The organism is Lewinella sp. JB7, assembly GCF_024297185.1.
Classification (GTDB): domain Bacteria; phylum Bacteroidota; class Bacteroidia; order Chitinophagales; family Saprospiraceae; genus Neolewinella.
Map to the genome: position 1 here is coordinate 230,905 of NZ_JANCTD010000005.1, position 13,957 is coordinate 244,861.

Genomic DNA, 13,957 nt, shown 5'->3' on the forward strand with positions numbered 1-13,957 from the left:
AGTTTCGGGGTAGGGGGGGAGAATGCAAGTGGTCTTCACAAATATAGTCGACCCGCCAACAGTTCCCGAGTACCCCGGGCTACCTCCGGATCACCAGGGGTTGGGGACGTAATACGCGACCATCCGCCGTACCGCTCACCCGATAAATTCCGTCCGGAAGGGTTTCCAGCGGCAGGTCGGTATAGGTACTGCCGGCCACCCGGTCGCACTGTCGCTCCAGTACGCGCCGACCCATCGCGTCCACCACGGTGAGGGTAAGTTGGCGTACCGCCGGCTTATCCAACAGAACGTGCAGACGGTCCCTGGCCGGATTCGGAAAGAAACGGAGGTCGTCCGGTACCGGGGCGGACCGGACGGAAACCGTCCGACTGACCGTATGGCTACCGTCCAGGTCATACGCCAGTAAGCGGTAGAGCACGGTAGCGGTGGATCCGTCCGCCGGATCCGTCCATTCGTATTCGTGCGTGCCCTCCCGGATATTCTTGGCGGTCCGTTCCCCAACGGTTATCCAGTCGCGCTGCGTGAAACGTTGCACGAGGAAGCGGTCGGTAGCTATCTCGTTCGTGGTGGTCCAGTGGATCCGATTGAAGTCGCCGCGTGCTTCCCCCTCCAGGGAGAGCAGTTTGAAGGGCAGGGAAGAACTGAGCAGGTTTGGGTTGTCACTGATGGTGAGGTGATCTACCGAAGTGCCGTCTTCCCGCATGAGGATCTGGATGGTGTGCTGGCCGGTGGTGGTGACGTTGAGGGTGCCGGCAATCTGTTCGGTTTCCCAGATGCTGTCGGTGTTGACGGTGAACTCGTGGGTGTCCACGAACCCATCGTCAAAGAAAACGTGGAGGGAGTTATCGTTCTGGTTCGGTGATCGGTGCCGGAAGTAAATGTAATGGGTGCCCGTACTGACGAAGTTCACATCGAACTCTACGGTCGGCGAGCCCCCCAGAATAGCCGGCAGTACGGGCAAGTCGTTGTTCGGGACCCGGGTGTAGGCGCTATCCTGGGCCGTAATGTCGGTGTCTTCGACCCACCGGTAAAAAATTCCTTCGATGAGGGTAGCGATATTCCGGGTGGGGTGCTCCAGGGGTATGGATACCAATTTGTCGGCTCCCGGGTCTTGCGTATACACGTTCGCGGGATCGGCTTGTGCCGTCAGTTGAGTGCAGCCGAGAATGACAAGCCACACGGGCGCCAGCCAGCGGCTACCGCGGCGGTGCATGATGAAATCGGTAAGGAACATTTTTCACGAGACTACAAGACACAAGGAACACGCTTAGCTAACGGTAGAACCCTTACGCTAGTATGACAGTCCGTTTGCCGCCCGGAATTTTAGCATTTGCCTGAACGCATGGCTCCCGCGTCCCCGCCCGCTCCTACGTCACAGCAAAAGCCCGCTCGGATACGTGATCCGGCGGGCTTCGCGATAAGGAAAGTGTAGACAGATGCTTTTAGTGGTTCACCACGATGCGCTCGACGATCGTACCGCTACTGCCCAGCGACCCGGTCAGGACGTAGGTGCCGGCGGGCAGGCGATCGAGCGGAATGTGTTCCTCGTTCGTGCCGGCCAGGGCGGTGATCCGTTTGGTGGCGACGGTTTGCCCGCTCAGGGACGTAATCCGCAGGTCCACGGTTCCTCCGGTCGGGTGGTCATAGCGTAGAGTAGCGTAATCGCTGGCGGGGTTGGGGTAGACGGAGAAGGAAGCGGTTACTACCCGCGTAAACTCTCGCACTACGGAGATCAGGCTGCTAATGGATTCGGAGTCGTCCAGGTCGACCGTCACGATGCGGTAGTAGGCTAGTGCCGGTGCCTGCCGGTCCTCGAAGTAGTAATCAACCCGCTCGCGGCTGCTTCCCGCCGCCGCTACCCGACCGATGGTGGTCCAGCCGTCGTGACCGGATTCGCTGCGCTGTACCAGGTGGGCGAAGGTGTTGTCTTCGTAACTGCTCGACCACTCCAGGCGATTATGATCCGATTCCGCCCAGGCAGTAAAGGAAATCAGGTCGATGGGCATGGTCCGGGCATTAAAGGCGGGGCTGCTGCTGATGACCATGTTGTCGAGCGGGGTGCCGTCTTCCCGCATGGCAATGGTGAGCGTGTGAAGCCCGGTAGTGGTGATGTCGAAGGTGGGCAGGTCGTCCTGGTATACCCAGTCGTCGGGGCTAAGGGGATTAATGTGCTTCTCCTCCAGCTTCACCCCATCCAAATAGATGGTGTACGAATTATCCGAGCCGGTGGGTGCACGGTGCCGCATGGACAGGTAGTGGGTACCGGTCTGGGCGAAATCGATCACGTATTCCAGGAGGGGGGCGTCGGCGGATTTTTCGTTGTTGGCCAGGACACCTCCCGTGCTTACGTTCGGAACGATGGCGTAGCTGCCGCCCAGGGCGCTGACGTCGGTCTGGTTTTGCCAGCGCAGCGTATCGTACTGCCCGATGCCGGCCAAATTGCGCGAGGGTTTTTCCACCGGAAGCTCGACCACGCCGTAGGTGCCGGTCTGGGTATACACCCGGTCGGGGGGGCTTACTTCGGTCGTCAACTCCTTGGTCTCGCTGGGCTGATAGTTCTTGTCGGTCGTGATGATGATCTTATCGATCGGCGTGCCGTCTTCCCGCATGATGATACTCAGGAGGTAGGTGCCCGTAGTGCTGGTGAGGTAACCGTAGTTGGGGCTTTCCCAGGTCCAGTCCGTCGTCTGCTGAGAAATGTGCCAATCCTCGACGAAGTAGTGGTTCACCGACACCCATACCGAATTGTTGTTGGTCGTACCCCGGTGACGAATGTGGATGTAGTGGGTATCGATCTCGGTCACTTCGATCTCGAAGTCGAGGCGGGGCGCTGTCCACATATTGCTGGTTGTGCTCCGCTGGTTGGCATTGGTGGTATTCATGTAGCTACCTCCGCTGGCCGTAGGGTCGGCAATTTCTTCCCACTCGCGGCAGGCGAAGTTGTCGGTACCGGCTACGGCGTGGGTAGGCATTTCGACCTCCAGAATGATCAGGCCCTGTTCCGAGCGGTTGTCCTGGCGGTAACCGATGCGTTCGTCGGCGGACTTAGCGGTCGTGGTACCGGCCTCGGTCACGTCGGGGCCGAAGTCCGTGAGTTCCATATCGCTGACGGAGGTGACTACGGCCTTATCGAGGAGTAGTCCGGCTTCCCGGTGGTAGATGGTAATGGTGTGGGTACCGGTGCTCGGTACGTGAAAGCTCGACGGGGCGCGGAGCCAGGCCCAGTCCGCGCTTCCGGCCGCCATATTCCAGGTGTTCTGAAATACTACACCATCAAAGGCTACGTACACGGAATTCGAACTGGTATTCGGGGCCAGGTAGCGCAGATTCAGGTAGTGGATGCCGGTCTTGACAAATTCGATTTCGAAGTCCAGGCGTGCTCCCTTGGGTGGAGTTCCGTTGGCCGTCTGACCTCCCGCGGGTACCTTGATGTATGCGCCATTACTGGCAGTGTTACTGGTAAATTCTTTCCAGCTGACCTCCGCCACGTTTTGAGTGCCTACCGTCGACCAGCTGCGGGAAGTGGTTCGTTCCGCTTCCAGTACGACGAGTCCGTCGCCGGTACTATTGTCCTGTACATAAGTGACCGGATCGCAGGTCGACGTGGTGGCGGTGAGGGGGAGGGAAAGAAGGGAGCAAAGGAGGATGAGGGCCACGCAGGGGCGGGCCGTACCCGATAGGGCAGGGAAGGAATACTTGTTCATGATGTGTTTGTGTACTTGACCGCACGCAAAAGCGTGACGGGCAACTGTTTAAAAGCAGTATAGTGTCTACGGAGCGCGGAAGCGCGAATTAAAAAGGGGAAGGGACCGGACTATAGGAGACCGGAGCGATGCGTCGCGAACGTAAGGGGTCAGCCGGGGAGCGGACGGTTACGGAGCGGATCACATAAGGGGTGGGGGAGGGGCGATCGCCGATGGGCGACGCTAGCCACAATAGTGGCGGTAATGTACTTGTTCATCTGTCGTGTCTGTGAAATAAAAACGGATCATCGCAAAAGCAATGATATTAACTAGCCCCACAAATATACAACAAGCATGTACGAACAACCAAAGACTCGGCAAAAAAAGTCAAATAATTTTCTACCCCGGTAAAATACCGGGTACTGTTTTTCCCCTCACTGATATATATACCGGCACGACAATCAGTACCGGGGCGGGATTCCGGCGTATATTTTCGCGGTAATACCCCACTTTGCCCGGGGAGTTCTTCCCCGTGTTGTCCCTTATCCGGCAGCCTACTCTCCTAATCTTGATATATAAACGCCTTTTGTGACTGCCATCCGTATTCCTCCGTTTTTGCGCTTTCGCCCGTATGTCGCCCTTTGGTTGCTTCTGGGATTGGGAGTGGGGTCGCTGTGTTTATCCGGACAAAGTTCGTCGATCAATCTCCTGGATCGAGCCGCTACCCGCGCCCGGGCATTCGTGCGTGTAAATAAGAACGATAGTGCCCTGCTGGTGGCGGACTCGCTGCTGAGGGTACTACAACAGGAGGACATACTCGATTCCCCGGTAGGTCTTCGCGTACAACTGACGAAGGCAACGGCACTGGAATACGAACAGCGGGATTCCCTGGCCATGACCCTTTTGCTACACGTCCGGGAGGAGAGCCGGCGGCAGGAGCTGTGGGAGGTATACGCCCACACGCTGATCGCCCTGGCCGATCGCTTTGAGCACATGCGCCGGGCGACCAGCGCCCGGGAGGTACTTCGGGAAGTTCGTGCTACCCTCGATGCTCAGCCCTTGGATGCGGTATACCCGATCTACGCCATGCAATTATCATCGTGGCACCGCAATTTTTCGCCGACCAAGGATTCGGCGCTCTACTATGCCCGCGAGGTGCTCCGCACGGCCCCCGCCTACGGCGACACCGTGACGCTGGCCATGGGTTACGAACTGATGGGGCGACTCACCGACCACGTCCCCGTGCTTTCAATGAAGTATTACCAGGAGGCCATTCGGCTATATCGCCGTCTGGGGAACTACGCCGGGGAAAGTACCATTCACATCGAGATGTCCAAGCGGCACCGGAAGCTCAACCGTCCCGAACAAGCGCTCGTTTCCAACGATTCCAGTCTGATGGCCGCCCGCCTGGCCATGGAGAAGCAGGGGGAAAACGGCTACGCCCAGGCGCTGGCCTACCAGGCCAGGGGCGAGATATTTCACGAATTGGGGGTAATGGATTCCGCCGTTACCTACGTTCACGAAGGACACGACCTCGAGATCGATTACATTAAGCAGCAAGAGTACCAGAAAGCCGTCGAGGTCGAGGCCCGCTACAACGACCGCCTCAAGGCGGAGCGCATCGCCCGCCAGGAACGCGAACTCCAGAGTGAAGCCCGGGTCATCAATCTGCTGTTGGGTATCGTATTTCTTACCGTGGTAGCGGCGGCAGTCGTTATTTATTACGCCGTCCGCCTGGGCAGGGCGAACCGGGAAAATTTGGAGAAGTCCGAGCAACTGCGTAGTCTGGACGTCGCCAAAAACCGCTTCTTCGCCAACGTTAGCCACGAGCTACGTACCCCCCTTACGCTGATTCAGGGACCCATCGACACCCTCATGACCGAGGGCCAACTTTCCGATCGCCAACGCCGCCTGCTTAAACTGGCCGGGAGTAGCAGCCGGCAATTAAAGGACCTCGTCGACCAAATTCTCGAACTCCGCAAATTGGAGGCGGGGAAGGCCCAGGTGTACGCCGTCCTTACCCCACTTGCGGAGTTTTTCGACAACTGCTGCGCGCTCTTCATGACCCTTGCTGACCAAAAACAGATCGATCTGGCGTGCGACTTTTCTCTCGCCGATGATTTCACCGCGCTGATCGACCGGGAAAAATGCCGCGTAATTCTCTATAATCTGCTCGCGAATGCCTTCAAATTCACCCCCGCCGGCGGGTCGGTCTGCCTGCGGGTTTCCGCTACCGATACTACGCTCACCATCGTTGTCGAGGATGACGGCGTAGGTATCTCCGCGGAAGATATTCCCCACGTATTCAATCGCTTCTATCAGACCAACCGCACCAACCGGACCGCGGAAGGGGGTACGGGCATCGGGCTGTCATTGTGCAAGGAATACGTGGAACTTTTCGGGGGGCGGATTGACGTGGACAGTACGGAGGGGGAGGGAGTCACCTTCACGGTCGAGTTACCCATTGAACGCGTAGTGCCGGACCTGCCGGCGGAACTCGCAATGCCTACTTCTCCCCCGGAAGTTGACGGAAGCCCCCCGGCCGTCACCGCCCCCCGGCAGAAGGGTCCGGACGGCGAAGCCGCGAAACCCTCCGTACTGGTGGTCGAAGACAACGCCGACGTGCGGAAATACCTGGAGTATATTCTGTCGGGCCACTACCGGGTACGGACCGCCGACCACGGTAAACACGCGCTGGAGCAACTGGAAAAAATGCCCGATTGCCGGCTCATCCTCTCCGATATCATGATGCCCGTCATGGATGGGTACCAATTGCTGGAAGAGCTGAAGTCCCGGGATTCCACGCGTCACCTTCCCGTCGTGATGCTTACCGCGCGCAGCGAGCCCCGCGATGAACTCCGGGCCCTGCGCATTGGCGTGGATGGCTACCTTACTAAGCCCTTCAAGGAGCAGGAGCTGCTGGTCACCATCAAAAAATTACTCCGGCAGCAGTCTACGCGGACCGAAGTAAGGGCTAAAGAGTCTACTGCATCGGCGGAAAACGGAGTGGTGATTTCGGAAGAAGATCAGGTATGGCTCCAGGAATTCGAGGCTTATATCGAGGAAATGCTTTCCGAAACCAGCCTGAGCATCCCCCAAGTTGCGGAAACCTTTAACCTGAGTGAATCGACCCTCCTCCGGCAGGTAAAGCGGTTGGCCGGACTCAGTCCTCAGCAATACATCCGCGACGTCCGCCTGAGTAGGGCCCGTAAAATTCTGGAGAGCGGCGAATTCTCTTCCGTCGGCGAGGTAGCCGGCGCCGTGGGCTACCGCGATCCCCGATCCTTTAGTCGGGCCTATCAGAAATGTTACGGCAAACTGCCTTCGGAGTATAAGTAGGCTACTATCCGCGGTTCCGCAGATCGTCGATGAAGCGCGTGAGCTCCATCTCGTCGTACACCAGGACCTCCCGGGGCTTGGATCCCTGGGCGGGGCCCACGATGCCGAGTTGTTCCATTTGATCCATGATCCGTCCGGCGCGGTTATAGCCGAGCTTGAGCCGGCGCTGCACCATACTGGTGGAGCCGTGCTGCTGCTGGATGATGAGGCGGGCGGCGTCCTCGAACATGTCGTCCAGGTCGGCGTAACTGAGCGCGCCGGAACCGGCCATCTCCTCGTCGGTGTTGTACTCGGGCAGGAGGTAGGGTTCGACGTACCCGCGCTGGTTGCCGATGAAGTTGATCACCTCCTCCACTTCCGGTGTATCGACGAAGGCTCCCTGTAGGCGCACCACGTCACCACCGTTGCTGAGCAGCATATCCCCCCGCCCGATGAGCTGATCGGCGCCGCCGGCGTCGAGGATGGTACGGGAGTCTACCTTAGCCGTCACCTTGTAGGCGATCCGCGCGGGAAAGTTGGCCTTGATCACCCCGGTAATGATGTTGACCGAGGGGCGCTGGGTGGCGATGACCAGGTGGATGCCTACCGCCCGCGACAACTGAGCCAGGCGCGCGATGGGCATCTCCACTTCCTTACCGGCCGTCATGATCAGATCGGCGAACTCGTCGATGATCAGCACGATGAAGGGCAGGAATTTATGACCCTTCTCCGGGTTCAGGCGCCGCGCCACGAACTTCTCGTTGTACTCCTTGATGTTGCGCGCGGCCGCCTTCTTGAGCAGGTCGTAGCGCTGATCCATCTCGATACAGAGCGAGTTCAGGATGTGGATCACCTTGGTGGTCTCCGTCGTGATGGGCTCGGTCTGTCCGGGCAGGAAGGCCAGGAAGTGGCTCTCGAGTTTGGCGTAGGGGAAGAGTTCCACCTTCTTGGGATCGATCATCACGAGCTTCACCTGGGAGGGGTGCTTCTTGTAGAGGATCGACATGATAATCGAGTTGATACCCACCGACTTACCCTGTCCCGTGGCACCGGCCACCAAAAGGTGGGGCATCTTGGCCAGGTCGGCGATCAGCACTTCGTTCTTGATGGTCTTGCCGAGGGCCAGGGGGAGGTCCATCTTGGCGTTGCGGAACTTCTCGCTCTCGATCACCTCCCGCATACTTACCATCTGCGGGTTCTTGTTGGGCACCTCGATACCGATGGTTCCCCGCCCCGGGATGGGGGCGATGATGCGGATACCGAGGGCGGCCAGGGAGAGGGCGATATCGTCCTCCAGGTTCTTGATCTTCGAAATGCGCACGCCGGGGGCGGGTACGATCTCGTATAGGGTGACGGTAGGGCCGATGGTCGCCCGGATCTTCGTGATCTCAATCTTATAGTTGAGGAGCGTCTCGATGATCTGGTCCTTATTGGCCTCCAGTTCCGCGCGGTCGACTTCCTGCTTCGTTCCGTCGAACTCTTCCAGCAGCTGCAGGTGAGGACTTTCGTAACTCGGCAGATCGAGCGTCGGGTCGTAGGGTTCGGTATGATCCGTATTCTCCTCGGTCACCGCCAGACTGGTATCGATCCCCTCGTCGCCGTCGGCCACGATCAGGTTATCGTTGCCCACCGCCAGGGGGTCGTGGCTGACCAGGGTCAGATCACCCACCGATTCGAGGGGCATCTCCATCTGGTCGCCCTTCATCTGCTCTACGCCCTGCTCGGAAAGCGTGCGTGGACCCTCGATCTCAAAGTCGCCCCGATCGCCGGGAGCCAGTACGCGGGAGGGGCCGTTACTTTCGGACCGGGAGGGGGCAACGGACAGGGATCCACCGGGCGGGGCCGCGGGAGCGGTGCGGGTGGCGGAGGAAGCGGACGGACGTGGTTTACCCCGGAAGCGAAACAACTCCGAGAAGTGGTCCACCACGTCGTTTCTGATCTGCAGGGGCGACCCGTTGAAGTCGATGCGGGCCTCGAAGATGAGGTACAAACCCAGTAAGAGGAGCAACAACAGGATCACCCCGAATCCGCCCAGTACGCCGCTCAGGTGGGAGACGAGGTAGTCACCGACCCCGCCGCCGAGGGGAAAGTCGGTCAGGCCGCCGAAGGCGAAGCTCAGCAGTACCGCGGCGCCGATCGTCGACAGCATCACCTTCACAAAAAGGTTGGCCATGGGGCGCAGGGGCGCCCGACGCAGCCGGTTGAGTCCCAGCCTTCCGAGAAAGTACACGAGGATGAAGCTCGGCAGGCCGAAACAGAAGTAGATGAAGAAGTTGGACAGGAACGCCCCGAGGCGACCCAGCCAGTTATCCACCGAAGCGGCGTCTTCACTCAGCAGTTTCCAGCTAAAACGCAGGACGCGGTCCTGATCGATCTTCCAGGTGAAGAGGTAGGAAACGAAGGCGACGGTGAGGTAAACGGCAATGAAGATCAGCAGCAAACCGAACAGTTTCGGAATGCGCTCGTCGTTGAGTCCCATGCGAAGACCCAGTTGTCCGCTCTTTTTTTTCGTCTTGGCCATGCAGTAAGTCAGGCTTTGGCGCCGGGCGGCGAAATTACGATAAATGAGGGGAACGAACGGGACGGCGGATAACTTATGTGACCGGCCGGGAGCTTCGTCCCGATATTTCGGGGCCGGCAAAAAATTGTGCTCCGTATTACCAGCGGCTTCCGTAGTATTATAGTCCGTACCAATTCACTCTTCGATCACGCATGCGCTTCCCGACCTTTATCTGCCTGCTGCTGCCCTGCCTGCTCCACGCCCAGGACAACAAACCGTACCCCCTGCAGATCGCCGACCAGCCGGTGGACCTCACCGGACTTTCCTTTCAAGTCACGGAGGTTGTCGACGAAACCGGCATCACCAACGGGCGCTACGGTACGGTATACACCGGCCTGATGAACAACGCGCGCGACGTGACCTTCGAGCCCACCCTGGCAATGGATCTGCACGCGGCAATCGTGCGTAGTGCCACCGAACGCGACCTGCCCCCCGCCACCCTCGTGGTCCGCTTCTTCCGTCTGGATGAAGAAATCCAGGCCGCGAGCGAACGCCGCCGCCTTCAGTTCGAGGCCGCCCTCCGCACGACGAATGAGGAGGGCCGGATACAGACCTACGGTCCCCGACAGCAAACTGTGGTCGAGGGGGGGCTGGACGTAACCTCTGGCCACGCCGCGGCGGTGGCCGAAGCCTTAGCGGTACTGCTACACGAGCTGGACGCCGACCTGCGCGACGGAAATACGGAAACGGCTCGTGAGTTTTCGCCCGGAAATATGCCGGACGGTGCCTTTTTCTCCGTAGCCGATTACCGCGCCGGACGGATAGATACCACTCTACGTCTCCACCTAGCCGCACGCAACACTACCCGCGTTCTGGAGGACATTGCCTACGAGGAAGCTTTCTTCAACCGCCCGGATGACCTTACCCGTCGCGCGGTCCGGGAAGTGTGGGGCTACTACCACGGGGGCGTCACCTACCTCTGCATCCAGCAGCGCTTTCATACCCTCCGGACCGGAGCCGACGGGCAGGCATACGTTTTCATTCCCGGCGGCATCCCGGATCCGGAGAAGGTCACCCAGCGAATCGTCGTCGGTCAGTTGATGTTCGGCGCGCTGGGCGGCGCGATCGCCGGCGCCGGCGCCGCGCGCAACGTCCCCGAACTCTATCGTCTTGACCTGACCACCGGCGGGCTGGAACCCGTCCGCATAGTGCAGGACTACAAGAATGACTATACCGACCGGATCATCTTACACCACCCCGCCGCGGACGGGGCCCCGGAGATCACGGTCCGCATCAACGACCGGGAATACCGTTTGCCGGCGGGTACCCACGTAGTTGTCGATCGCGGAGGAACCCTGCGGCTGACCACCACCCCGGACATCAAGCCCCTGGAAAAGGCTATCTGGGGAACCGACGGTAAGGTAGCCCTGTACACGGTCGAGATCAACGCTAAGGGCAAACTCGCGCTCACCCGGGGCAGCCAGCAGAGCGCCGACGATGCGGCCCGGGCGGCGGCGGTTGGTGAACTGCCCCCGGCCGGCTGAGGACGGGCTCAGACTCCCGACCCGGGCAGTTTTTGCTTGTTCTCCGCTTCCAGCACGAAGGAGTTGCTCCGTGCGTCTACCTTCAGTCCCCAGCGCTCCAGGATCGGCAGTTCCAGTTGTCGTTCCCGGTACTCGTCCGGCGACATGATTGGGATGCTGTAAATAATGGGGTAGTATCGGTTACAGGCCGGACAAGTCAGCAGTCCTTCCAGAATTTCCCCACTTTCACTTTCCCGGAAGATGTGGGCGTTCAGGTCGCCCTTGTCAAATGGGCAGCAAAGCTTTTCCAGGAGTTTCGTCTGCATGGGTGCTAAGGTTTCAATTTGTGCAATGCCGCACGGTAGGCTTTTACCGCCTCGGCCGGGTCCGCTACGTCCAAAATACCCGAAATCACCGCAACACCGTCAAAGTCTAGACCGGACAAACGGAAGAGGTTATCGGGGTGGATGCCACCCGATAGGAATATGCTCATATCCGTAATGGCCCGGGCGGCCCGGATATTAGCGGGTTGTACAATCTCGCAATTTACGGCGGATGGTGACGGGAATATCGCGCAGAAGCTGAAGTAGTCTACACCCAATTCCTCCGCCTTTTTGATTGTTTCCCGGTCATTGCTGACCGTTACGCCAATGATGCTACCGCTAAGGACCTCACGGATGTGAACAAAATCTCCGGGGATCACGTCAAAGTGCACTCCTTGCAAGTCGGCTTCGTGGGCCAATTCCCAGTCTTCGTGCATAAGTACGGGTACCCCGAAGCTGGTGCAGATCGCCTTCACCTCCCCGAGAAAATTCAACTTTTCCATCCGGGGCACTCCCTCCGTCCAGTGGTTCCAAACCTGGACGAGCCCCAATCCACCCCGTAAGGCTTGCTCCAATTGTTGCAGCAGTCGCGGCCGATTTCTTTTGGGATCCAAAACCAGGTAAACCCCACCGAGTCGCTTTATCTCCATCCCTCCGCGAACGCTTTGTTGAACGCTCCCCAGTACGGGTCCGTACCGTCAAAAGAGAAAACTTGCCGGCGACCGGCTACGACGACCGTCTTATCCACCGAATCGGTGAAGTGTCCGACGGAGGCGGCTTGGATCCCTGCCGATCGTAGCGCGTTCAGTAATTTGCTTTCCGCTTCGGGGGCGACGGCTACGATCATGGAGCCCGCCCCGACGGACAACAGGGGATCGATCTGAAACACTTCCGCCACGGCCTGCACCTCGGGCTCCACCGGAATCAGGTCCGGGGTAACCGAAAATCCCAGTCCCGATGCCTCGGCCATTTCGTCCAGGGCCCCCAGTACGCCCCCCTCGGTGACGTCGTGCATGGCGTGGAGGTCCACATTGGCCGTCAGCGTGGCCACGGCGACGTGGCTCTCTTGTAGCACGGACATCGCCCAGAAGTTTTCCGCGGCTTTCCGTTGCACCTCCACTCCCGCCTTGTTGCTCACCGTCTCCGGAAATGCCAGGGCCAGTAGGGCCGTAGAAGATAGGGCGGCCGATTTGGTGACCACTATGGTATCGCCGGCCCTGGCCCCGTTACTGGTCAGGATGCGGGCCCGCGGGGCAGTAAGAAACATCGTGCCGCCCCCGGCGATAGTGGAATTCTGACCGCTGACCTGCCCGGTATGCCCGCCGGTAATGGCGATGTTGTGGGTTTTGCAAAGTCGATCGATGTGATCCCAGTACGCGTTAAAATCTGCCCTGCTCAGGCTCGGGGGTAAGTTCAGAACGAACTGGGCGTACTGTGGCGGGAAGCCGGTGGTGCTCATATCGTTCGCCAACAGATGCACCGACAACCAGGCGGAAACTTCCGGGCCCAGTGACAGAATCAGCGAAAGGGGGTCGCTGGATATGGCCAGCGCCAGGCCGTCTGACAGGTTGATCACGCTGGTATCCACGCCGAAGGAAGCTCCCTGGATGACTTCCGGTCTTACCGCGCCGCAGCGAGGCAGCAAGTCTTCCTTGAACACCCGCGCACTGACCTTCCCGCTTCGGTCTTCAAAAGCCCCCATCAGACGTCGTTGAGTTGCACGTGCAATCCGAAAAAATCACCGTAAGGCACCTTCCACTGCTGGGTCGGAAACCATTTGGGGAGCCCGGTAGCGTTCCAACGGATGGAATAATCCCGGTCGGGCAGCGCCTCCTTGATCAGGGCCTGCAGTGTCTTGGGCGTGTAGAAAGTGGCGGTGACGTAGTAGTTGTTTCTGCCGACGGCCTGCTGAACCTTGCGCCGGATGAGTTTGGGGGTGTTGCGGTTCATCATTCCGAAGATGATCCCGTACTTGCCCACGCGCACCGCCTCCCGAATTACCTGTACCGGATCTCTGTAATATTCAAAGGTGGTGACGAAGGCGAGCGCGTCAAAAGTGTGGTCCTTGAAGGGCATGAAATGTGAGTCCGCCATCACCAGATCGCCGGCAAACAACTGACGCCCCTGTGCCAGCATAAAGGGGGAGATGTCACCACCGGTAGCCTCGATACCGATCTCGTGCCACCAGCGCGTAAACCGGGTAGTGCCGCAGCCAAATTCCAGCAGGTTCTTTACCCGCGTATCCTGTGTGATGAGTTGCTCCAGCGTGCGCTTCTGCCAGACCTCCTGCCGCTTGTAGGGGCCTTCGTAATACTGTTCGTACTGGTCCGTATCGTCGCGATTGAAGAACCACTCTTTTCTACCTTGCCAGTTGCGAAGTTCACCCCCTTCGGTCAGTTCGAATGGCTGTTTGGCCTCAATCTTCTTCATCAGGTGCGGTTTCGGGGTGCAAGTCAACGTGCGGACTCCAGCACGCTCTTCAAAGATACCGCATCCGCTCGCCCGGGTTCAAATTAAATTAGGAAAATATCAATGTAAAGGATGCGGCATGCCACCGGCGTAATCCAATGACGTCCGGAGTGGCCGATCTATATGGGTTAGAGATTTTGG

The 13,957-nt window shown here is 59.1% G+C and carries 9 protein-coding genes; 2 read left to right on the forward strand and 7 right to left on the reverse strand.

Annotated elements, in window-relative coordinates; all coding sequences use genetic code 11:
- Window positions 1–79: 79 nt before the first annotated feature.
- Window positions 80–1,234 (reverse strand): T9SS type A sorting domain-containing protein, encoded by a 1,155-nt coding sequence (locus NMA52_RS11010; protein WP_254827718.1) that lies wholly within the window; start codon window positions 1,232–1,234, stop codon window positions 80–82.
- A 208-nt stretch (window positions 1,235–1,442) separates the two neighbouring features.
- On the reverse strand, window positions 1,443–3,704 hold the full coding sequence (locus tag NMA52_RS11015) for a T9SS type A sorting domain-containing protein (RefSeq protein ID WP_254827719.1): 2,262 nt from the start codon (window positions 3,702–3,704) through the stop codon (window positions 1,443–1,445).
- Window positions 3,705–4,424: 720 nt separating this feature from the next.
- On the opposite strand from NMA52_RS11015, the gene NMA52_RS11020 reads away from it, so the two are divergent.
- The gene (locus NMA52_RS11020) at window positions 4,425–7,022 is read left to right on the forward strand and encodes an ATP-binding protein (RefSeq protein ID WP_254827720.1); all 2,598 of its coding nucleotides are present in this window, start codon (window positions 4,425–4,427) and stop codon (window positions 7,020–7,022) included.
- A 4-nt stretch (window positions 7,023–7,026) separates the two neighbouring features.
- On the opposite strand, the gene NMA52_RS11025 is transcribed toward NMA52_RS11020, so the two are convergent.
- Window positions 7,027–9,522, reverse strand: coding sequence for a DNA translocase FtsK (locus tag NMA52_RS11025; RefSeq protein ID WP_254827721.1), 2,496 nt, complete (start codon window positions 9,520–9,522; stop codon window positions 7,027–7,029).
- A gap of 191 nt (window positions 9,523–9,713) precedes the next feature.
- Here NMA52_RS11025 and NMA52_RS11030 point away from each other — a divergent pair, with 191 nt between their 5' ends.
- Window positions 9,714–11,045 carry a hypothetical protein gene (locus tag NMA52_RS11030; RefSeq protein ID WP_254827722.1) on the forward strand — a complete coding sequence of 444 codons (1,332 nt, stop codon included), beginning with the start codon at window positions 9,714–9,716 and terminating at the stop codon, window positions 11,043–11,045.
- 8 nt (window positions 11,046–11,053) lie between these two features.
- Here NMA52_RS11030 and NMA52_RS11035 read toward each other — a convergent pair whose 3' ends face one another.
- From NMA52_RS11035 to NMA52_RS11050, 4 genes are read right to left on the reverse strand one after another with little or no spacing between them, the layout of a single operon-like run.
- Window positions 11,054–11,350 carry a Trm112 family protein gene (locus tag NMA52_RS11035; RefSeq protein ID WP_254827723.1) on the reverse strand — a complete coding sequence of 99 codons (297 nt, stop codon included), beginning with the start codon at window positions 11,348–11,350 and terminating at the stop codon, window positions 11,054–11,056.
- A gap of 5 nt (window positions 11,351–11,355) precedes the next feature.
- The gene (locus NMA52_RS11040) at window positions 11,356–11,961 is read right to left on the reverse strand and encodes a thiamine phosphate synthase (RefSeq protein ID WP_254827724.1); all 606 of its coding nucleotides are present in this window, start codon (window positions 11,959–11,961) and stop codon (window positions 11,356–11,358) included.
- Window positions 11,962–11,987: 26 nt separating this feature from the next.
- Window positions 11,988–13,049: an AIR synthase family protein gene (locus NMA52_RS11045; protein ID WP_254827725.1), complete on the reverse strand. Its 1,062-nt coding sequence runs from the start codon at window positions 13,047–13,049 to the stop codon at window positions 11,988–11,990.
- Window positions 13,049–13,777, reverse strand: a complete 729-nt coding sequence (locus tag NMA52_RS11050; protein WP_254827726.1) for a class I SAM-dependent methyltransferase — start codon at window positions 13,775–13,777, stop codon at window positions 13,049–13,051. Before NMA52_RS11050 ends, NMA52_RS11045 begins: the two co-directional genes overlap by 1 nt.
- Between the last annotated feature and the right edge of the window lie 180 nt (window positions 13,778–13,957).

Excerpts from the sequence above, each read along its gene's own strand:
- NMA52_RS11035 (WP_254827723.1), bottom strand. The coding sequence starts at position 11,350 with ATGCAGACGAAACTCCTGGAAAAGCTTTGCTGCCCATTTGACAAGGGC.
- NMA52_RS11010 (WP_254827718.1), bottom strand. The coding sequence starts at position 1,234 with ATGTTCCTTACCGATTTCATCATGCACCGCCGCGGTAGCCGCTGGCTG.
- NMA52_RS11030 (WP_254827722.1), top strand. The coding sequence starts at position 9,714 with ATGCGCTTCCCGACCTTTATCTGCCTGCTGCTGCCCTGCCTGCTCCAC.
- NMA52_RS11050 (WP_254827726.1), bottom strand. The coding sequence starts at position 13,777 with ATGAAGAAGATTGAGGCCAAACAGCCATTCGAACTGACCGAAGGGGGT.
- NMA52_RS11015 (WP_254827719.1), bottom strand. The coding sequence starts at position 3,704 with ATGAACAAGTATTCCTTCCCTGCCCTATCGGGTACGGCCCGCCCCTGC.
- NMA52_RS11025 (WP_254827721.1), bottom strand. The coding sequence starts at position 9,522 with ATGGCCAAGACGAAAAAAAAGAGCGGACAACTGGGTCTTCGCATGGGA.
- NMA52_RS11045 (WP_254827725.1), bottom strand. The coding sequence starts at position 13,049 with ATGGGGGCTTTTGAAGACCGAAGCGGGAAGGTCAGTGCGCGGGTGTTC.